19 protein-coding genes are annotated in these 20,324 nt (G+C 50.8%); 8 read left to right on the top strand and 11 right to left on the bottom strand.

Annotation, left to right across the window (positions count from 1 at the left end):
* A partial coding sequence (locus IPH59_11495) for a hypothetical protein (GenBank protein MBK7092323.1) occupies positions 1-674 on the bottom strand: 674 nt, incomplete at its 3' end.
* A 107-nt stretch (positions 675-781) separates the two neighbouring features.
* On the opposite strand from IPH59_11495, the gene IPH59_11490 reads away from it, so the two are divergent.
* The 3 genes from IPH59_11490 (at position 782) to IPH59_11480 (ending at position 4,498) form a co-directional block, all read left to right on the top strand.
* Positions 782-1,783 (top strand): TGS domain-containing protein, encoded by a 1,002-nt coding sequence (locus IPH59_11490; protein ID MBK7092322.1) that lies wholly within the window; start codon positions 782-784, stop codon positions 1,781-1,783.
* 145 nt (positions 1,784-1,928) lie between these two features.
* Positions 1,929-3,011 (top strand): PD40 domain-containing protein, encoded by a 1,083-nt coding sequence (locus IPH59_11485; protein ID MBK7092321.1) that lies wholly within the window; start codon positions 1,929-1,931, stop codon positions 3,009-3,011.
* A gap of 161 nt (positions 3,012-3,172) precedes the next feature.
* Positions 3,173-4,498, top strand: coding sequence for an efflux RND transporter periplasmic adaptor subunit (locus IPH59_11480; protein ID MBK7092320.1), 1,326 nt, complete (start codon positions 3,173-3,175; stop codon positions 4,496-4,498).
* 70 nt (positions 4,499-4,568) lie between these two features.
* Here IPH59_11480 and IPH59_11475 read toward each other — a convergent pair whose 3' ends face one another.
* The 4 genes from IPH59_11475 to IPH59_11460 are packed head-to-tail and all read right to left on the bottom strand — an operon-like array spanning position 4,569 to position 6,734.
* Positions 4,569-5,276, bottom strand: a complete 708-nt coding sequence (locus tag IPH59_11475) for a hypothetical protein (protein ID MBK7092319.1) — start codon at positions 5,274-5,276, stop codon at positions 4,569-4,571.
* Positions 5,254-5,619, bottom strand: a complete 366-nt coding sequence (locus tag IPH59_11470) for a hypothetical protein (GenBank protein MBK7092318.1) — start codon at positions 5,617-5,619, stop codon at positions 5,254-5,256. Before IPH59_11470 ends, IPH59_11475 begins: the two co-directional genes overlap by 23 nt.
* Before the next feature lie 14 nt (positions 5,620-5,633).
* Complete coding sequence (locus IPH59_11465) at positions 5,634-6,533, bottom strand: hypothetical protein (protein MBK7092317.1); 900 nt, start codon at positions 6,531-6,533, stop codon at positions 5,634-5,636.
* A gap of 21 nt (positions 6,534-6,554) precedes the next feature.
* Positions 6,555-6,734: a hypothetical protein gene (locus IPH59_11460; protein ID MBK7092316.1), complete on the bottom strand. Its 180-nt coding sequence runs from the start codon at positions 6,732-6,734 to the stop codon at positions 6,555-6,557.
* 174 nt (positions 6,735-6,908) lie between these two features.
* Between IPH59_11460 and purE the strand changes: the two genes are divergently transcribed.
* The 3 genes from purE (at position 6,909) to IPH59_11445 (ending at position 11,999) form a co-directional block, all read left to right on the top strand.
* Positions 6,909-7,400, top strand: coding sequence for a 5-(carboxyamino)imidazole ribonucleotide mutase (purE, locus tag IPH59_11455; GenBank protein MBK7092315.1), 492 nt, complete (start codon positions 6,909-6,911; stop codon positions 7,398-7,400).
* 178 nt (positions 7,401-7,578) lie between these two features.
* The gene (gene murA, locus IPH59_11450) at positions 7,579-8,838 is read left to right on the top strand and encodes a UDP-N-acetylglucosamine 1-carboxyvinyltransferase (GenBank protein ID MBK7092314.1); all 1,260 of its coding nucleotides are present in this window, start codon (positions 7,579-7,581) and stop codon (positions 8,836-8,838) included.
* A gap of 1,064 nt (positions 8,839-9,902) precedes the next feature.
* On the top strand, positions 9,903-11,999 hold the full coding sequence (locus IPH59_11445) for a PD40 domain-containing protein (protein ID MBK7092313.1): 2,097 nt from the start codon (positions 9,903-9,905) through the stop codon (positions 11,997-11,999).
* A 65-nt stretch (positions 12,000-12,064) separates the two neighbouring features.
* Here IPH59_11445 and IPH59_11440 read toward each other — a convergent pair whose 3' ends face one another.
* Positions 12,065-12,742 (bottom strand): hypothetical protein, encoded by a 678-nt coding sequence (locus IPH59_11440; GenBank protein MBK7092312.1) that lies wholly within the window; start codon positions 12,740-12,742, stop codon positions 12,065-12,067.
* Between the two features lie 79 nt (positions 12,743-12,821).
* Between IPH59_11440 and IPH59_11435 the strand changes: the two genes are divergently transcribed.
* The gene (locus tag IPH59_11435; protein ID MBK7092311.1) at positions 12,822-14,810 is read left to right on the top strand and encodes a DUF2723 domain-containing protein; all 1,989 of its coding nucleotides are present in this window, start codon (positions 12,822-12,824) and stop codon (positions 14,808-14,810) included.
* Positions 14,811-14,814: 4 nt separating this feature from the next.
* Here IPH59_11435 and IPH59_11430 read toward each other — a convergent pair whose 3' ends face one another.
* From IPH59_11430 to IPH59_11410, 5 genes are read right to left on the bottom strand one after another with little or no spacing between them, the layout of a single operon-like run.
* Positions 14,815-15,483 (bottom strand): outer membrane beta-barrel protein, encoded by a 669-nt coding sequence (locus IPH59_11430; GenBank protein MBK7092310.1) that lies wholly within the window; start codon positions 15,481-15,483, stop codon positions 14,815-14,817.
* A gap of 48 nt (positions 15,484-15,531) precedes the next feature.
* Positions 15,532-16,632, bottom strand: a complete 1,101-nt coding sequence (locus IPH59_11425; protein ID MBK7092309.1) for a hypothetical protein — start codon at positions 16,630-16,632, stop codon at positions 15,532-15,534.
* A 21-nt stretch (positions 16,633-16,653) separates the two neighbouring features.
* Positions 16,654-17,793: a peptidoglycan DD-metalloendopeptidase family protein gene (locus IPH59_11420; GenBank protein MBK7092308.1), complete on the bottom strand. Its 1,140-nt coding sequence runs from the start codon at positions 17,791-17,793 to the stop codon at positions 16,654-16,656.
* Positions 17,790-18,614: a hypothetical protein gene (locus IPH59_11415; GenBank protein ID MBK7092307.1), complete on the bottom strand. Its 825-nt coding sequence runs from the start codon at positions 18,612-18,614 to the stop codon at positions 17,790-17,792. The genes IPH59_11420 and IPH59_11415 overlap by 4 nt, the downstream gene beginning before the upstream one ends.
* Complete coding sequence (locus tag IPH59_11410) at positions 18,601-19,173, bottom strand: ATP-binding cassette domain-containing protein (GenBank protein ID MBK7092306.1); 573 nt, start codon at positions 19,171-19,173, stop codon at positions 18,601-18,603. Before IPH59_11410 ends, IPH59_11415 begins: the two co-directional genes overlap by 14 nt.
* Before the next feature lie 195 nt (positions 19,174-19,368).
* On the opposite strand from IPH59_11410, the gene IPH59_11405 reads away from it, so the two are divergent.
* Complete coding sequence (locus IPH59_11405; protein MBK7092305.1) at positions 19,369-20,313, top strand: hypothetical protein; 945 nt, start codon at positions 19,369-19,371, stop codon at positions 20,311-20,313.
* Positions 20,314-20,324 lie beyond the last annotated feature (11 nt).

The following is a 20,324-nucleotide window of genomic DNA, read 5'->3' as shown; positions in this document are numbered from 1 at the left end:
ATAACACGAATCGTGTTGGTGCAATTGGGATTGATAGCATCGAAAGCCGGGTGCTGTTTGATACGTTCCTGAAGCAGCACACAATCGCGGTGACGCGGCATGTTGGATTTGAAAGCGTCGAGCATCAGTTTGTGAAGAGCGGCGAAATCGAATTCTTGTTCGTCGCCGCTGATGAACTTGTCGCCACGGCGCGAAGTGATGACGGTGATGCCGGTGCCTTTGGCGCCGCCGGCGGGTTTGATAACGAATTCGGTCAGATTGTTGGCGTCGATCACGCGCTTGATATCTTCGACGGAGCGGAAGGATTCTCTATTCGGTGTGTAGCCGAAGTCGGGATCAAAGAGGCCGTAGCTGCGCGGTGTCGGTATGCCGAAGGTACCCATGAATTGCGAGAAGGCGAATTTCTGGAGAATGCCACGCGACGGCAGAGGATTGAGTGTACTGTTGAGGATGCAGGCTTGATTGTAACTCAAGAATCGTTCTTTGTCAGCGAGGGTAAGTTTGGGGTCTGACAAGTGATTGTCGTTGAACTCATAGGGTTCAAGCTGGTTGAGTTTGAACAGATGCCATGCTTCAGAGTATTGCCGGGCGTAACTTACGTTGTAAGTAACGCGAGTCGGCGCGGCGTCTTTCAGTAAGTCGTAGCGAAACTTGAACGGTGTGAAAATGCTCATTGTGTCGGCAAGATTGGCTCAAGGCGGCGATTGCGCAACGGAATTTTCATCTGGGCGAAAAACGGGCGACTTGACACTTCGAGTGCAATACCTATACTACGGACAATATGCCAGCCAATCTCACACCTCCATATAAGAAAGCGGAACAACGATACCGTGAGGCTACTGACGATCAGGAGCGCTTGATCTGTTTGCAAGAGATGCTCAAGATCATCCCCAAGCACAAAGGCACTGAGAAGATACAGGCGGAGATCAAGGCGAAGATTGCCAAAGTTAAAAAGGCGCCGGGACAGAAATCAGGTGGAGCTTCCAAGCAAAAGGCGTTAGACAATCTCCCGCGTGAGGGTGCAGCGCAGATACCGTTGGTGGGACCGCCCAATTGCGGGAAATCGCAGTTTCTGGCTTCGGTCAGCAATGCGCATCCGATCATAGCCGACTATCCGTTTGCGACGCGCGAACCGGTTGCCGGAATGATGGTTTGGGAGAATGTGAAATTCCAGTTGATAGACCTTCCGCCGATTGCAGTGGAATCATACGATGGCTGGATGACATCGATTTTGTTTCGCGCCGATGCAGTGTTTCTGTTTGCCGATCTTTCGACCGATAGTCTGATTGATGATCTTCACGGTGCGTTGAATCTTCTCAAGGAGCATCGGATTAGTTTGTCGGCGCCGGAGCATGAAGTAGACGACGAGGACTACTCACTTGATGAAGTGGTGAAGAAGACCTTCTTAATTGCCAACAAGTGCGACCGCGACGAGGATGATATACGGCTTGGTTTTCTACGCGACGAATTCGGCGAGCGTTTCCCGATATATCGAATCAACTCGGTGAGCAGGGAAGGCATTGCGCTACTTGAGATGGATTTGTACAAGACATTGAAATTATTGCGTGTTTATACAAAGACTCCGGGGCACGAAGCCGACCGCAACGATCCAGTGGTATTGCATATTGGCGCGACGGTAGAAGATGCTGCTTATAGTATCCACAAGGATTTCGCTGAACGTCTGCAGTTTGCCAAGATCTGGGGCGTGGGGAAACATGACGGACAAAGAGTGCATAAGGATTTCGTTCTGGCGGACGGCGATGTGCTCGAATTTCATATCTGAACACCTATTTCGGCTGTCTAATCCTACATAATTTCAGATTTGTGTCACAGGAATGTCAAAGTGAGGGTGATTGACGAATTCTGTTTGCGCGGTATGGTCATCGATTGTATCATCGACCGAACTCAGCCACGTAAGGAGAATGGAAATGAAACAACTTATCTTAATCATATTGTCAGTCTTCGCCTTTGCCGCCTTCATTGATTTCATTGAAAACGAAGCGTCAACCAAGGAAGCTTCCGCCGCAGTTGGCGCAGATACTTCTTCATGGATTGCCAAAGAGCGGCACTTGGCGAATGTCAAGCAACTGACGTTTGGCGCAGAGAATGCAGAAGCGTACTTCTCGTACGACGGCAAGCAGTTGATATTCCAGTCCTCGGCTGAGCCATACGCCTGCGACCAGATTTATGTGATGAATTCGGATGGCTCCGGACGGAAGTTGGTGTCAACCGGCAAGGGGCGCACGACTTGTTCATTTATACAGCCGGATGGAAAACGGATAATTTATGCTTCAACACATGAAGCCGATTCGACTTGTCCGCCATCGCCGGATTACAGCTTGGGATATGTGTGGGCGCTGTATCCGGGATTCGAAGTCTATTCTGCGAATCCGGACGGCGGTGATTTGAAGAACATCAGCAATTCGCCGCGTTACGATGCTGAAGCTGTTTACTCTCCGGACGGCAAGAAGATTGTGTTTACCTCGCTGCGTTCGGGTGATCTTGAGATTTACACGATGAACCCGGACGGATCGGGACTTAAGCAGTTGACTAATGAAATGGGATATGACGGTGGGCCATTCTTCTCATATGATGGAAAGCAGATCATTTATCGCGCTTCAAGGCCAAAGACCTCCAAGGATTCTACAGACTATACAGAGTTGCTTGCCAAGGATATGATTCGACCATCGGAGCTGGAAATCTGGATAATGAATGCCGATGGTTCGAACAAGAGACAGATCACAAAGCTGGGAAAGGCGAATTTTGCGCCATACCTGCATCCGGACGGCAAGCGGTTGGTCTTCTGCACTAACCATCAGGGAAATCCGCGCGAATTTGATGTTTTCATGATCAATGTCGACGGTACCGGACTGGAGCAGATCACATTCAATCCTTCATTTGACGGATTTCCGATGTGGACTCACGATGGGAAGAAGTTCGTATTCTGCTCTAACCGCTTCAATGCCAAAGAAGGCGAGACCAACGTGTTTATCGCCGACTGGATCGATTAGGGTACATCTCGTAGTTCGGGCAAGGCAAAGGCCTTGCCCGATTAGCCTTCGCTAACCTCACCCCGAATTGCCGCAAGTAATCGTTGACGCTGCCTGTCAAATTGATGTAAATGGGGGATGATTTTCTGTCCCGTTGGTTGATTGGAGCGTATAAGACTCGTATGAAAAAGCTACTCATTATAAGTGTCATCATCGTTGCTGTGGCTGCTGGAGGCTATTTCTTGTTCTGGTCCGGCGGCGGGAAGGAAACCGCGCTTGCTGTCCAGAGCAAGATCGTGATGCCGACTCGCGGAGATCTGCGCGTTGCGATCAATTCTACAGGCAAGGTTGAACCGGTTAAGACGGTTGAAGTCAAGTCGAAGGCATCGGGCGAAATCATCCACCTTGGTTTCGAAGAAGGCGACTATGTCAAACAAGGCGATTTGCTCTGCAAGATAGATCCCGAATTGGTCAAGTTTGAGTATGACAAGGCTGTGGCTGACTTGGCAGTGGCCAAGGTGTCGCTTCAGACGACAGAGCGCGAGGTTGCGCGCCAGAAAGAGATGTTTGAAAAGCAATTGGTTTCCGAAGCCGAAATGGAAAGCAAGCAGTTAACGCTTGAGCAGGCGCGTGCTTCTTTGGTAAGAGCCGAAGCCAGCGTTTCGAATGCCAAGAAGAGTCTCGATGATACGGTAGTTCGCGCTCCGATTAGCGGGTTGATTGTTCTCTGCAATGTGGAAGTCGGGAATATCATCGCTTCCGGGATTTCCAATGTGTCCGGCGGTACTGCGCTGATGCAGATTGCGCAGGTCGATTCGGTGTTTATCGTAGCGCAAGTGGATGAAACGGATATTGGCAAGGTCGAATTAGGTCAGCCGGTCGAAGTCGAAGCTGACGCATTCCCGGATCAGAGCTTCAAGGGTGAGGTGTTGAAGATCGCGCCGATGGCACAGGTCCAGCAAAATGTGACCATATTTGAAGTCACGACCAAGGTAGACAATGCCGAGCGCAAATTGAAATCAGGGATGAACGCTAATATAGAGATAATTACTGCCTTTGCTGAAAATGCGTTGCTGATCCCGAATGCAGCCGTCAAAGATCCCAAGAAGATGGGAATGGGCGGAGAGATGATCGGCGGCCAACGTGGCGGTCCCGGCGGCGGTGGAGGACGCAATCCAGGCGGTGAGCCCGGAAATGCTGCTCCGAAAGCCGGCAATCCGGAAAAGGCTGCACGATTTGGCGAGAAGTTTCAGGACAAAGAATATCCGGCAAAGGACACGAAGATTGCGTTTGTGGTCGAGAACGGCCAACAAAATCCACGCCGGATTGTTGTCGGTGCAAGTAATCTCGACTTCACCGAAGTTCTCGAGGGACTATCTGAAGCAGATAGTGTAGATGCGACTCCGGTGTCACAGATGATGAAGGATCGCGAAGCTTGGCGGCAACGAATGGGGCAAATGTCGGGAATGCCGGGAATGCGGACACAGGGCGGTGGAGGACGACGTTAGGTCAACGAAATCAAGTTTTGCAGAGTTTTGATCGGCGGACACGATAGGTTCGCCGATTTGTTTTGATAGTTTAGCGTTGCCGCGACTTCTGGTCTTGAACGATCACCTTGGCGAGTTCGTTGGCGATGAACTCGGCGCCTTTAGCGTTGTAGTGAATGAAGTCCTTTTTGGGATCGTCCCAGAATTCGGGGTGCTCAACGAACATTGCGGCGGCGTCTACTGCCGGAACGTTCATCTCCTCGGCGGTAAAAATACCAATCTGACAATACAGCATGTGGTAGACCTCCATCGGAGTATCAACGCCGGGTTCGATGTCGGGAATCGGCGCGGTAAGAATGATTGGCCGGATGTTCTGGCTAAGGCAATAGTTGATCATCGAGCGAAGATTGTCGCGGTAATCATCCAACGAGACGCGATAAGTGGGAGATTCTCTGTTGTAAGTGTACTCGCGCGATTTTTCGGATTTGGATAGAAGCAGATACTTGGTGGCGCGATAGAGATAGCTTTCGGAAGCCGCGTTCTGAATATCGAGCACCCATTGCGGCGGCGACTGCTGTTTTTTGTCTTCGATGTCGAATCCTGCCGCCCAGTGATCGTTCCAACCATAACATATTGTGACATAACTCGGTTTGAGGATTGGAATAACCTCCTGCATGAATTTCCAGCCTTGGAATGATGAGTATCCCGGTATGCCGCAGTTGAAAACATCGACCTTAGTCTGCAAGACGTCTTGATTGAGTATCCGCTCAAGCTGTTCAGGGGTAAGTGTCCGATTCATTCAACCGCCAACCGAATGTGCAGGAGTTGCCGAAAGTCGCCACACGTACTTGGGTTGAAGCTGTATCAATCACCGGTTCATCTCCGCGCAGACCAAGCGAGTTGGTGCGGTATGAGCCTTCAACGAGGAACTCGGTGCCATCCTGAATATTGGGACGCATCCGCCAGAAGAGCTTGGCGTCTTTTTTGAAGTAGTCGGGATATTCGAAAATGCGAACTAAGAGAAAGAAAGGGCTGTCTACGCGAGGTGTGACGTTGAGAAGTCGCAACGAACCTTCAAGCGCTCCCAGGACGCTGACAATGATGATCAGACTGAAAAGGGAGTACTTGAGGAATCGCGCCAAGGTGTGCGATCTCCTTAAATACGGCCGATGCCGTTAGGGATCAAGACTGTGATGATTGCCAGCACAACTCCCGATGCGAGAAGTAACTGGACGCGCCGGCTGACAAGATCCTCAGCGGATTCGCCTTTGAAAATCTGTTTGCGAAGGATCAATATTACAGCCAACCAGAAGATTACGAGCAAAGCAGATGCAGTGTCGCTGAGATTACTTCCAACTGGAAGGCCGCTCCAGGCTTGACCGCTGGTAGCAAGGCCGACCTTGGTGCCGAGCAGAAACACACCTACCAGAACGAGCAACGTACCAATAAATGACAACCTTCCGGCTCGGGTGATAGCGCCAAGGTCTTTGGGATAAGCCATGGAGGAAAAGAAGGCAAGAAGCATGAGCAGGAGTGCAGCAAACATCACGGCTAGACGGGCAATGGTGATATTGCGCGGCGGTGTGCCTTTAAAGAGAACGCTGAGTACTTTCGCCGAATTTGTGGAATGTTCTGCCGGGATGGTTGCCAAGACGGTGTCCGTCATAGTAGAGTCCTTGGGCGCCACCAACTGAATGTAGTACTCGAATCTTTTTCCGGTACCTTGATTGAGCAGATCGCGACGATAAACCAAACCTTCCCCCGGAACGGTCAGCATTGGAGCGCGCCGGAAGGCAGTATCGGCCAGGCTGTTTGCCGGTCGGAGATAGACAAAGATGGTCGAGCTATCGGGGAGCAAACCGCCGTCGACTTTGACGTCAAGACGTGCGGGAGCTAACTCACCCTTCGTGAACTCGGGGGCTGAGTGGGTTAGTGTCAATCCATCGAACGATGCTGTGTAGTCGGTTGGGTCAATTTCCTGACGGGAGAGTGACATCGACACAAACAGGACTGCCAAAGTGATTCCGAGGGCTATTATGATGTCGCCGATTTTCATGATCTGCTTCTGCCAAGTGCCTTAGAACAACGAGTAAATGAACGGTGCAAACGCGCTGCTTTCGGTCAACACTATAAAGACTGACAGGAGCAAAACCAATATAAAGAACGGCAGGAGCCAGTATCGTTTGCGGTGGCGGACAAAGCGGACAAACTCCGCAACCAGCGAGGCGTTGTCATCGAGGTTCTCTTTGAAGCTCATGCAATAATGATACAGATGCCGACGACCATAAGGTAGAAAAAACTGAGAATTGAAGTCAGGATCGACCGGTAGAAAGTTTCTTGAAGCGAGGCGCCAACCGTTGTTGAATATCATTCGTTCTTATCGTAAGTTGGATCGGTTAGTATAAACGCAAGAGATCAGGAAAGGAACGATATGGATAACAAGGCACTTGTCGCGATTCTGATGGGAAGTGACTCCGACCTACCGGTAATGAAAGGTGCTGCAGAGGCGCTTGATAAGTTCGGAATTGGCTATGAAATGCGGGTACTCTCTGCCCATCGCACGCCGGTTGAAGCGGCACAATATGCGCAGGAAGCGCGCAAACGCGGCATTCGCGTTATCATCGCCGGAGCCGGGGCTGCAGCGCATCTTGCCGGAGCGATGGCGGCGCAAAGTGTTCTTCCGGTAATCGGTGTACCGATTTCGACACCGCCGCTGAATGGGATGGATTCGCTTTTGGCGACTGTTCAAATGCCCAAAGGCATTCCGGTTGCGACTGTAGCGATCAGCAACGCGTTTAACGCCGGATTATTGGCTGTTCAGATTATCGGTGCTGGAGTACCGGATATTAGCGAGAAGCTTCTCGACAAGATGACTGCTTATAAGCAGGAACTCCGCGAAGCCGCACTTGCCAAGAAGGTGTAGATACAGCGCAAGAGCATATCGGCGAAGCAGGGAAAACAACCATTCTGCTTGCATAAACCAGGGGCTGAGCACTAATCGTTGTCAATTCGTTTTAACCGGCTAAATTCTTCACCGTTGCCGGCAGACAATCTTCTTGCCGAACTGGAACTCAAGTCAATGGTCGAGGTTTAAAAAATCGATGGACAAATATGTGATTGAAGGAGGCAAGCCGCTTAAAGGACGCATCCAGACGATGCGATCCAAAAATGCGACCTTGCCAATTCTTGCAGCGGCTCTGTTGCCAAAATCCGGAACGACGACGATCAACCATGTCCCGGAGCTACGCGACATCGATATCATGTTACGCGTATTGCGCGAACTTGGCGCCGAAGTGAGCTGGGATCGAGCCGCCAAGTCAGTCAAGATCAATGCTGCGAATCTGAATAAAGAAGAAGCGCCGTACGATCTCGTGAGCAAGATGCGGGCATCGTTTCTGGTACTTGGCTCGCTCATTTCGCGTCTCGGGCGCGCAAGGGTATCGTTGCCCGGCGGTTGTTCACTTGGGCAACGTCCGGTGAATCTTCATTTGAAGGGATTTGCCCAGCTTGGGGTGACGATAAGTGAAGAGTCGGGCTATGTTATTGCCAGCGGGTCAGTTAAGGGCGGAGAGGTCTATTTTGACCGGCCATCGCATACCGGCACAGAGAATATTATGATTGGGGCGGCAATTTCTAAGGGTGTAACCCGTATTATCAATGCGGCCTGTGATCCGGAAGTAATTGACGTCGCCAATTTCCTTAACAAGATGGGCGCCGACATTCAAGGTGCAGGCACAACGGTAATCACTATTCAAGGTGTAGATTCTCTCCAACCGACGACTTACGAGCCGATGGCCGATCGACTCGAATCAGGCACTTTTCTTTGCATGGCGGCTGGAACCGGCGGGGAACTGACGGTGGACGACGCTATTGCAGACGACTTAGAGCTGGTGTTACTCAAACTCCGCGAAATGGGATGTGAACTGGACGTCAATGGCCGTGCTGTTACGATCCGATCCGACGGACGCTTGCGTGCGACCGATTTCGTGACATTCCCGTATCCGGGTTTTCCAACCGATTTACAGGCGTGCTTTGTTGCGCTTAGTGCGCAGGCGCAGGGGATTTCGCACATGCGCGAAACTGTGTTTGACGACCGATTTAGTCATTGTATGGAATTGATGCGGCTGGGAGCGAAAATTACGATACACGGCGATGTAGCGACAATTGAGGGAGTCCAGCGATTAAACGGAGCCACGGTTATGGCGTCTGATATACGAGCGGGAGCCGGTTTAGTAACCGCCTGTCTTATCGCTGAAGGGACCAGCGAAGTCAGACGAATATATCATATAGAACGAGGCTACGACGCTTTGGATGACCGACTGAGGTCAGTTGGAGCCGTGATCCAGAAAGTCCCTGAATAATACCCCAAGGCAGGACTGAAGAAAGGTGATATCGACTATGATGAGACGCCTCTTACCGCTTGCGGCGGCGATCTTGCTGCTCAGCGTACCGTTGCTGGCACAGGAAGAGTATTTCGGCAAGAATAAGGTTCAATATAAGAACTTTACCTGGAGCTATATTCAGTCGCCGAATTTTGACATCTACTTCTATGAAGAGCAGTACGATGTCGCCAAGTTCGCTATCACCGAGCTTGAATCTTCATACGTTACGATTTCGACGGAGCTGGATTATCGCCTCAAGGGACGCATTCCGGTCTTCATCTATAATTCTCCTAACGAATTCCAACAGACCAACGTGATTCCGGACATTCTTCCCGAAGGTGTTGGCGGGTTTACTGAATCGTTTAAGAATCGTGTTGTGGTACCATACAACGGGTCATACGAAGACCTGCGCCACGTACTTCATCACGAGTTAACCCATGCGGTCATATTCGATTTGATTTATGGCAATGTCTTCGGTTCGCTGTTGTCGCGGCAGTATCTGTTCAGGCTACCACTATGGTACTCTGAAGGCTACGCCGAGTATTCTTCGCGGTATGGCTGGGACTATTTTGCCGACATGATTATGCGCGATGCGACAATCCACGATTATGTTGCGCCAGTAGACTATGTGGGCGGATATCTCGCTTACAAACAGGGGCAGGCTGCAATCAAATTCCTGGCTGAAACATACGGCGAAGAGAAAATACCGGATATCATCAACAAGGGTCGCCGCACCTTGAGTCTATCCAAGGCGATGAAGTCTTCAATCGGCCTGACCACCATGGAATTCGACGAGAAATTCCAGATGTACTTAAAGAAAGTCTATTGGCCGGAAATAGCCGTACGCGACGAGCCTGCGAGAGTGGGCAAGAAGTTGACCGACCATGAAAAAGACGGCTCATATTTCAATGAGAAGCCGGTCTATTCACCAGACGGCGAAATGATAGCTTTCTATTCTGACCGATCCGATTTCACGCAGATATACTTGATGAGCGCTGTAGACGGAAAGATTTTGAAGAATCTGGTCAAGGGCGAGCGTTCGGGTGATCTTGGAATCACTCCATTCGTTTGTATCGGGACTATCGTGGTCTTGGGACGGCAAGTTCATTGCTTTTGCAGCCAAGTCTGGCGGCAAAGATGCATTGATGATTTACAATGTGGAAAAGCGGAAGATTGTTGATCGGATCAAGCCCGGCTTCGGCGCAATCATGGGACCGTGCTGGACCCCTGACGGACAGTTGATATTTACCGGTGTCAGTGGTGGCAAGGCAGATCTCTATATTACTGACATAAAAGAAAAACGTCCGCGCAAGTTGACTGATGATACTTTTGATGACAAGGATGCAGTCATTACAGCAGACGGAAAGAAATTGGCGTTTGCCTCTGATCGGCCGGTGCACTCAGGCGGTACAGGTCGTTACAAGTATGGGAACTATAATATCTTTGTCATGGACGTTGCGTCGGGAGCGATCATCGACACGGTGACACGCGAAGATGGCATCTGTCGTTATCCGACTTGGTCGCCGGACGGAAGGAAAATCTGCTACGTTTCGAACCTGAATGGAATCGACAATCTCTATGTTGAGGACTTTTCAGATGCGGCACCGGCATTTCCCATTACGAACGTGCTTACCGGAATCAGTTCGCCATCGTGGTCGCCTAAGGGAGAGCATATCGTTTTCCAGGCATTCTACAAGGCTGGATACGACCTGTATCTGATGAAGGAAATCAAACCAGTCACAGAAAATGGCGCTCCATTGGTAGCGACCAAGTTCGTTAAGGGCGAGCTCAAAGCCGAGTATGCAGAAGTGGAGACGTCGGAAGGCGACAGCACTTCAACAGGAGACTCAACGGCGGTAGAGGATCTTCCGCTTGAGCCGGACAATACAGATTTCGTATTCACGCCACCTGTTCGCGATACCAAGGTTGCACTGGAAGAGGGGGATACTACCGAAGTGCCGGAGACTCCGGAAGATGACGGACGCGATACAATTTATGCTGTTGGCGCTGATGGGGAGTTCCCGGTTAAGAAGTACAAGGCGAAGTTCTCACCTGATTTCGTCACCGGCGGATTGTCATATGATACATTCTATGGTGTGCGCGGGCAGTCGTTTATTCTGATAACCGATTTCCTCGGCAACCACCAGTTCATCATTGGTACTGACGTTGTAAACTCGATCAATCAATCGAACGTGCAGTTGTATTATGTCAACAGCACACACCGCACTGACTTTGGAGTAGGGCTATTCCACAACAAGAACTACTTCGAGGATAATCGCGACCGGTTGTTCTCGGACCGTACTTATGGTCTAATGGCTTCGGTTTCGCATCCGTTTAGCCTGTTCCGCAGGTTGCAGCTTGATTTTTCGCACTTGTATATTGATCGCACTTATTACGATCCGCGATTCGACACTGAACTCGACCAGTGGGTTTATGACGACCAAAACGAGTCGGCAACGACGGCAGACATAGCGCTGGTTCATGACAACATTCTCTGGGGAATGACCGGACCGATGAATGGCAGCCGTTGGAAGCTGAAATTCGAACGCTCCGTACCGCTGTCAAGCGATTCGAAGGACTACTGGGCAATGGAATTCGACTACCGCAAGTACTGGCACCTTGGCGGACAGTACTCATTCGCGTTCCGCATGGCCGGCGGTTCGACCTTCGGATCGGACAAGAAGACCTACTACCTCGGCGGAAATACGAATAACATCGGATCGTCAAGTGTTGGCGATGATGTGTACTCGGTGGATGGATTCTATTTCTCGAAGGTCATAACTCCACTGCGCGGCTATGACTACTTTGAGTTCCAGGGTTCGAAGTATGGAGTGATGAATTTTGAGTTCCGCTACCCGTTCGTAGATTATCTGGCGCTGCGTTTCCCGCTGCCGCTGGTGTTGGCACGACTTTCGGGTGCGGCATTTATTGATGTCGGTGCGGCCTGGAATCGCAACGAGGAGTTTAAACTCGGATCATCACAGTATGCAGACAAGCTGCTGGGTTTGAAGACCGGTTTCGGGACCGGCGCGCGTGTGAATTTGGGAATATTCCTTTTGCGGTACGATGTTGCCTGGAATTGGGATTTCCTTGTGACCAGCAAGCCGCATCACTACTTCAGCTTTGGAGCAGAATTTTAGTGATTAGGGCTTAAGCATAAGTGAGAAACTTAGGGACCGACTTGCGAGTCGGTCCTTTTTTATGGCTACTGAATTCCAAAAGAGAGATTGACGAAGCCAAAAGCACGGGTAGGCGGGTTGTAACCGGTCTTGAAACAACTCTCGGATGGTCCGCCGTAACGTTCGGCGGTTATGAGCTTTGCATCCGCGCCCATGACTGATGAAGCCAGCATCAAACGATTGCCGCTCTTGTCCGAAAATGTATTGTCGGCGCACTTCTCCCAAAGAAATCTGAGACCAGTCGTCTTACCGCTGTAGTCGCCGCGGTCTGTTGCATATAGGTACAGTTTTACGATTTCGCCCGGTCCGACAAGAGAGGTCGAATCGGGATGCTTGTTGCCTGGGTCCTGATTGTCGGCGATGGCAAGTAGCCGAATGAAAGCCGCGGTGCTCTTTTCGTCATCGGGTTTCAGCAGTGCCGACCTGAATGTGAAGTACTCCCATTGGCCTTTCGTGTGTTGGCCGAGAACTGCTGAGTCAAACACAAGCGCGCCATAGTCGAATTCGATCAAAAGGTTGAATCCGCCAACAACAGCAGTTTTGTCAGTAAGATATAGCGAAATTTCAAATGGAGCACCTGGAACAACGATAGAATCGCCGCGCAATTCAACTGTGCCGAATTTGGAGGGTTGGTCTTGAGCGAGTAGCGTTGCGCCAAGCACCAAGTAGATGAGCAGAAACGACAGAGAAGGCTTCAAATGCATATTGGTTATACGCTCGGGTTTCGCCTTCGGAAGGATATTCTTGCTTGTGCCGGACAATTCCGGGGCGTTACTTGTCGGGATGAAAAGATTCTGGCCAGTGATAGCGGCGCTTGCTGCATTCGCAGTGTACTACTTGACGACTTGTCGAGGCATCTGGATCGGCGATTCAGGCGAATTTGCACTGGCGCTCAAGACATTCGGTATCGCCCACCCGCCGGGTTATCCTCTTTTCACAATTCAAGGTACGTTGTTCGTCCAAGCACTGTCGTTCTTGCGGCCCATATTTGCCGGGGGAATTTATAGCATAACAGTCTCAGCGGCCGCAGTGGGAATTGTGTTCCTGATCATGCGTCGACGGCTGGATGATCTGTCTTCATTTGGATTGGCGCTTTGCTGGGCGTTCACCGCGATTTTCTGGGCAGAGACAAACGGTGTCGAGATATACACCCTGAATGTCCTTTTGATTGTCGCAACGTATCTTGCGCTCGAAAGCGAATGGTCCTACAAGTGGCCACTGACAATTTATCTTTTCGGCCTGTGTCTCTGCAATCATCCATCGTCGCTGGCACTCGTACCGGCGATTTTATACCGGTTCTTTGCAGAAGGCGAGTATCGGCGCACCTCACGTTTCCCATTTTATGTTGGCCTGTTGGCAGTTGCCGGGACCATGTACTTGTATCTCTGGGTGCGTTCGACTCATGACCCGATCTCTGACTGGGGAAATCCGGAAGGACTGAGCGCACTGTGGCAGCATATGTCACTCAAGCAGTATTCCGGCTGGGTACACAACTCGTGGGATAATCTCCTGTTCGCCGTGCAATTGTACTTCAGATCAGTACTGGAGTGCTGGTCGTGGTTGGGATTGATTCTGATACTCTCGGGACTTGGACTCGGCTTCAAGTACAATTTTGCACGAACCATAAACGCACTGACGATTCTCGTTACTTCAATATCGATGGCAGCATTTCATCAAGCGGTAAATCACGAGCCATTCTACTTGCCGCCGCTGTTTGCGTCGCTGTTGCTCATCAGCAACAACTTAGTCGCACTGAAGAGCAAAGCGAGAATTCGCAGTGTTGTATCCTGGGCGATAGTTGGTGCTGCTGCGATACTGCTTGTACTGAATTACCGGGCAAATGACAAGTCTGACTACACGCTGTATGATAACTACTCCCGTCAGCTTCTCGATTCGGCACTGCCAAACAGCACCATCTTTCTCGCGGGAGACATCAACACATTTGGCGCGGAGTATCTTCGTTATGGCGAGGACTACCGCTCAGACCTGACGCTGTATGATCGGTCGATTCGCAAGAGAGCTCTGACGGAACGGGCTTCCGAGCTGGCAGGTTTCAGTACAACCGATCTTTTTGAAGCGCGAACGACTATCATCAGACGAGAGCGTGGAAGACTATACCTGGCAAAGAGCCACTACCAGAACGAGCCGGACTGGTGGGAAGGGTTGGACTCACTATTCAGTTTCGGGATGCTCTATGATACGCGTCCGCCAATCGAGGCATCGAGAGTTGTGCCGAGTTACCCCACGTCCCATGATCCAGGAGACTTGATGTCGCGGGAATTGCTGGTCAATCTTGACTTGATTCGCGGCGAGGAACTGCTTCTGAACGGGGAGAGGGACAAAGCGGAAGAGCAATTCCGAATGGCGCTTAGTCGATACGATATCGAAACAAGAGGCGTACTCTTGAATCAACTGGGGATATACTTCCGCAAGTCGGATGCACTTGAGTTAGCTCTCGAAACGTACAATCGGGCGCTGGAGAAGCCGATATTATCGTCCAATCAACGAGCAGAAATTCGATTCAATATCTCGAATGTCCACAAAGACCGGGCGAATCTGGCGATGGAAAGCAGTGACTATGTTGCGGCAGTCAAGCACTTTGAAGAAGCCGCGAATTATGACGAAAACAACTCGCGGCTCATTCTCAATATCGGCCTCATCTATGCCCAACATCTGAGGGACAACAACAGTGCACGACGATACCTTACGCGCTATCTGGAACTCGAACCGGGAGACCAGCGAGTTCAACAGTTGCTTGGTTCGCTCCGATAGTCTTCTACTTTGACAACATCGCGAACGAAACTCCGACACCAAGGTAGACCTGGAAATACTGCGGGTGGATCTTTTCAGATTGCCCGCCAAGCTGTTGCGGAACTGAAAAGCTCTTGAGGTAGCGTACTCCGCCATCAAGCGCGATGCCGTTGTTAAAATTCAGATCGCACCCAAGGGTTATATCCGTTCCGACGGAGACTTCGGTGTCTTCGTACAATTCCTTTCGAATCTCATCCTCATTGTTGTCGTCCTTTATCACGGCGTCGGTGCGGATGTTGTAAATCGAGAGCGACAGGTTGATTCCAACGTGCGGGCGGATAAAGCCATTCCCGTGGCCGCCGACTTGTCCGCCAAGAAACACGCGGAAAATATTCTGGTCAGTTTGTTGTTCGACATCGTCGCCGATGTAGGGGTCATAGAAAACGATAGTCTTGTTCATTAGATTCGTGATTTCGAATCCACCGGCAAAGGCGAAGATGTTATGAAGCTGTTGCATTGGCGCGACGAAATGAACCCCGCCGCCCCATCCGGCTTTGGAGTAGTCTTTGGCATCGTCGCCATCCGGGACCTGCCGAAGCCCGTAAATGCCGACTTTGCCTCCTGCTTGAAGTGAAGGTGCAGCGAAAATCGTCAACAGGAGCAGTGGTAAGAGAAACCGTGTGAGTTTGGACATATTGTACACTCGCTTGATATTAGTGTTATTTTGTGAAAGAGCCTCGTATTAGCGGACCCTTGCGCTCTGCGGCGACAAGAGGAAGAGGAATGAAAGTGCCGACATTCGCGGATTGACGTTGCGACGAAGTTCCTGCCGGATTGCCTCGATGCGGTCGGAAAGTGCTTCGATTCTGTCGTTATTGCCGATCTGCCGGCTTAGTTCAGCGTATTGCGGTTGATAGTCATAGTTAATCAAACGCGTCGAAGTATCATTCGATTCAGTAGCGGCATCGCCGGTACCGCAGATCAACAGGTCGCGAATAATACTCTGCCAGTGTCGTAGCAGGGCTTCGACTTTTTCTCGCGTACTCAGCCAGGCGCTTTCGCCAGCGCGAAGGTGAATTTCTGTTTGTGAATGCGACAACGCCAAGCTGATCATATCGAACGCCGCCTGGCGCATCTGCATAAAATCACCTTGCATGATAGTATTGATGTCAAAGAGCTGGCCCCGCGCAAATCGGACCATTGCCGTCAGTTGTTCGTCGCGAAGCGAATACTGGTTTTGCATATATTGCGACACAAATTCATCTGTTAGCAAGGGGACATTGACTCGCTGCAATCGTGATATGATGGTTGAAAGCAGAAAGCGAGGCTCGGGCGTTACAACTATCAGGAAGCACTTATCCGGTGGTTCTTCGAGCAGTTTGAGCAGCGAGTCCATTGTACCGGGCAGCATGCGTTCTGCTTCGTAAATGATGCCGACCTTATAAGGCGACAAAGTAGAACGCCGAGCGAGAACTGACTGAAACCGACGAATTGCTTCAATGGGAACGAAGTGCTTGGGGTCGGCGGCTGAAACGGCAAACGGGTTTTGCTGTTTGCCATGGAGGTACGGAAACAGCCAATCCGGCCAGTCCGCTTCATTGGAAGGCAGAGGGAACAGGAACTGAATATCGGGATGCGCGAACTGCTCAAGTTGTTTGCAAGACGCACACTCGCCGCAACCGCGATCCTGTTGCGGAGTGAGGCAGGTAATTCTCATTGCCAATTCAAAAGCAACATTCCATTTGCCGATCCCACGAGGACCGGTAAGAAGAAGCGACGCCGGAAGATTCCCTTCTGCAAATCGCCCCGCCAAGCGGCTATAAAGTAGATCCTGTGGATTCACAATTTGCCCTGTCGATACTTACTAATCTCGCAGCCATTCTGCCGGGTTCATTGGTGTTTTGCCGTCACGGACTTCGAAATGCACTCGATCTCCGGCTGTAACTGCAAAAGACTCGCCGCGAATCACCTGGTCGCCCTCTTTAACAGACAGTTCCCCAAGATTGCCGTAGAGCGAGTAGATTGAACCGCCGTGATCTACGACCACGAAGCGCTCGAGTCCGCGTGCCCAGCCAATATATATGACTTGTCCGGTCAGTGCTGCAACGACTTTTTGTCCGCGCCGCGTGGCGATGCTAATTCCATTGCTTTTGCTGGAGAGACCGGTGCGTTTGTCCTTCTTGGTGCCAAATGTCGTCAAGACATTGCCGTTAACGGGCCAGAAGAATTTGCCTTTCATTTTCTGCGACATCTCCCGTTCGCGTTCCCACAGATAGTCAGAGGTCGAACGCGCTTGCTTTTCAATCTCGGCAAAAACGTCGCCAATAGTGGTAGCATTGCCCTCGATTTTGCCAATCTCCAGAGACAATTCGTGGCTTTCGCTCTTGAGACCGGCGAGAATTCGCTCTCGTTGGAGAAGCGATTCGCGGGAGCGCTGCTCTTCGGCAGTTTGCGCTTCACTCAGTCGTTTCAGTTCCAGTTGCCGCGATTTGAGATTTCCCAGAAGTTGTTCTTTGCCGACAATTGAAGTGTTTAATGTTGTCAGGTTTAGATTGTCGCGTTCGACGAGTTTCCGGAAGTTGAATCTCAGCGAAGATTTTCCGATAAAATCGGCTTCGCTGAATGGCACGTAGACATCGTTGAGGTCGCGAATTATGTAGAGTTTGCGGAGGCGCCGCGAGAGCATCGTCTTCTCTGACGCCGTCAATTCCCGCAGATTGGTGATTGTGTCCGAAGTCGATTGTATCGCTAATGCAGTTTCGTTCGCTTGTTTACGGAGTTGTCGAAGCAGTTGGCTGGACAGCTCTAACTCATGGTCAACGACTTCCAATTGCTTGTAAAGGTCGGCCTGTGAGGTGAGAATTCGTTCCGCATCCTGACGCGCGCGCTCAAGTTGTTGGCGGGTTTGTTCGAGCTTCTCTTGGTTGGGAGTGTCGGCGAGCAAGATCGGAGCAAAGACGAGTGATGCGATTAACGCAAAGCAAAGACACAATCGTGGGGTCATAGCTCGGGACCAACGGCCAGCGCCGCACTTAATAACGCGACCAGCCCGCCGAAGCCAAGCACCGCGAGCATATTCGTGGCGGTGACGAAAGTTATTTGAATCGACCAGCCGGTAACCAACGCAAAACAGCCATATAATGCCAAGAGCGACAGTGCGGCAGCGGCGACGCCCAGAGCAGTCTTGCGGAGCACAAATGGAAGCACCATAATTCGCCAACCAGCGCCGAGTCGTCGAAGCATCGCATAGTATTCATTGCGGAGATTGATGACTCGCTTCATGAACCAGAACATCAGGATCAAGGAGCAGGCTGCTGTGATTATCCGCACGGCCAAGAGCACCTTAGTGGCCGAAGCAAAAGTCTTTTCGTGGGCTTCCAGCCATTCGGAACCATAGTTGACATCTTCAATGAACGGAAACTTGCTGGTACTCATTTTGATGTTCTCAAAATGAGCCAGGGTTGAGTACCTCGGCTCGAATGTAACTTCCACGACGGAAGGAAATGGATTGGGGGCATCGTCCGGCAGGAGGTTGGTTCCAAGGGCAATTTGCATGCTTCGAAAGACCTCTTCACGGTCGCGATAGTTGAATTGACTGAACCCTTCCATAATTTTGACTTGATTGATAAGCAATTGCACTTGTTCGGTTGTCGCCTGTTCGCGCAAGTAGATTTCGAATTTGAGGCGCGAGCGAAGCGATTGCTCATAGTCGTGAAGATTCTGTTCGACCAATGTGGTCATGCCGAAAGGCAATATAATCAAGCTCAGCAACAACAACGCTGCAATTACCGACGTGCGTTTATTTTCCGAATCAGAGTGCGACATTGTACTCGATCTCGCGGTAGTTCGTCGTGTCAGGGTGTATTGGTGACGGTTCAGAATCAGACATTGTCAAAACTGCTGCGCCGTGAGTGGATTGTCTCTGAAGAATCGGAATTGTGATCTGATTGTCAAATTGGTCATTGCGTAATTCGGCAATGATGAGCCGAGGCGACTTGATTAAAGCCTGTGCGAGTGCCGCCATGCGCAATTGAGCAGGTGAGAGAGCAAGCAGTGGTTGGTGCGTTTGGAGTATCAGTTCAAGGTTGTTCAAGATGCTGCGAATCCGGGAGTTTATCTGGCTGGGTGCTACTCCGGCAATTCTCAACGGTAATGCGAGAAATTCACTTACAGTGGCGTCGGATGTTGCCGGATCAATTCGCGAGAGAATCCCGATCTGTTGGAGCAATTGTCTTCGCCGCCACGAGGACATTTTTTGCAGCGGGTAGCCAAGCAGCGTGCCTGAACCGGAAATCACTTTTATCTCTCCTGTAATCAACGGCAGCAAATCTGCCGAGTCGGCTCCGGTTTCGGCAACAATGGTCTTATACTCACCGGCAGACACAGAGAGAGATATCCCTGATGTTGTAGCGTTGAGCCGTTTCTTTCGGCACGATAGATTGTCCAGTCGCAGGACTTCGTCAGTTCGCATAGTAAAACAAGTTAGTATGATTGCCTCCCAATCGCCAATCAGTTTTTGCTTGACTATGAAAGCCTCAATGCGATTAGTAAAAACGGGCTAGTTAGATCGGAGCGATAAATGAAGAAGTTGACTGGAGCTGTTTTTGCTCTGGCACTGCTATTGTTCAGCGGTTGCTCATCGGGGGACAAGGATCCATTGCAATTCGAGGCTTTTACCATTGCTACGGGGGAAGAGATCACCGGATTAGATTTCATCAGCAATTCAGACGGTTGCGCCGTCACTGCGAGCGGCAATATTCTGCGGACCTCTGACGGAGGAAAGTCTTTTCTCGCGGTCGGAAACAGCGGCGGAAAGCGACTGGAGGACATTTACTTCCTTGATGATGAAATCGGACTGGTTTGCGGCGAGAAAGGCGCGCTATTGCGCTCCATCGATGGTGGCGCCACTTGGACTACGCTAACAGCCGATTCAGCCTGGGACTTGGTCAGTATTGGATTTCCGGGTGATGAAGTTGGGCTCATTGTCGGGAACTACAATATGGGCGAGTTCGCAGGAATGGGAGTTATCGGTAGGTCGACGGATAAAGGGCTGATCTGGAATTTTGCCAAGACTGAATACGCACAGCTGCATTACATTGATGTCGTGCCACATGAACATGCATGGGTTTTGGGGCGAGAGGCACTTGTATACACAACAGACGGCGGTCAGGTGTGGGAGCATGCTGCCAGCAGAATCCCGGGAATCAATGCACTATTATTCATGGATATCCAGCGAGGCTGGGAGGTAGGCGACAACGGGTTACTGCGGTACTCTTCAGACGGAGGATGGTCGTGGCAGGACAAGCTTAAGATGACAGACGAATCTTTGACTTGTCTGGCCATCCCGGAACCAGATATCGTCTATATCGCCGGGAATAATTTCCTGGCAGTGTCGGTCAATCATGGGCGGAACTGGGTGATGGACACGGTAAGTCACAAATTCCGATTCATTGACATCGATGCCGTCGACCACGTCGTTTTTGCAGCCGGTAGCGGCGGGCAACTGATCAAACTGAAGTATTAGAGAAGCTGGAA

The sequence above is a fragment of the bacterium genome (assembly GCA_016708315.1).
Lineage (GTDB): Bacteria > Zixibacteria > MSB-5A5 > CAIYYT01 > CAIYYT01 > JADJGC01.
Note: the sequence above shows the minus strand (reverse complement) of the source record. Positions and strands in the feature narration are given on the sequence as shown.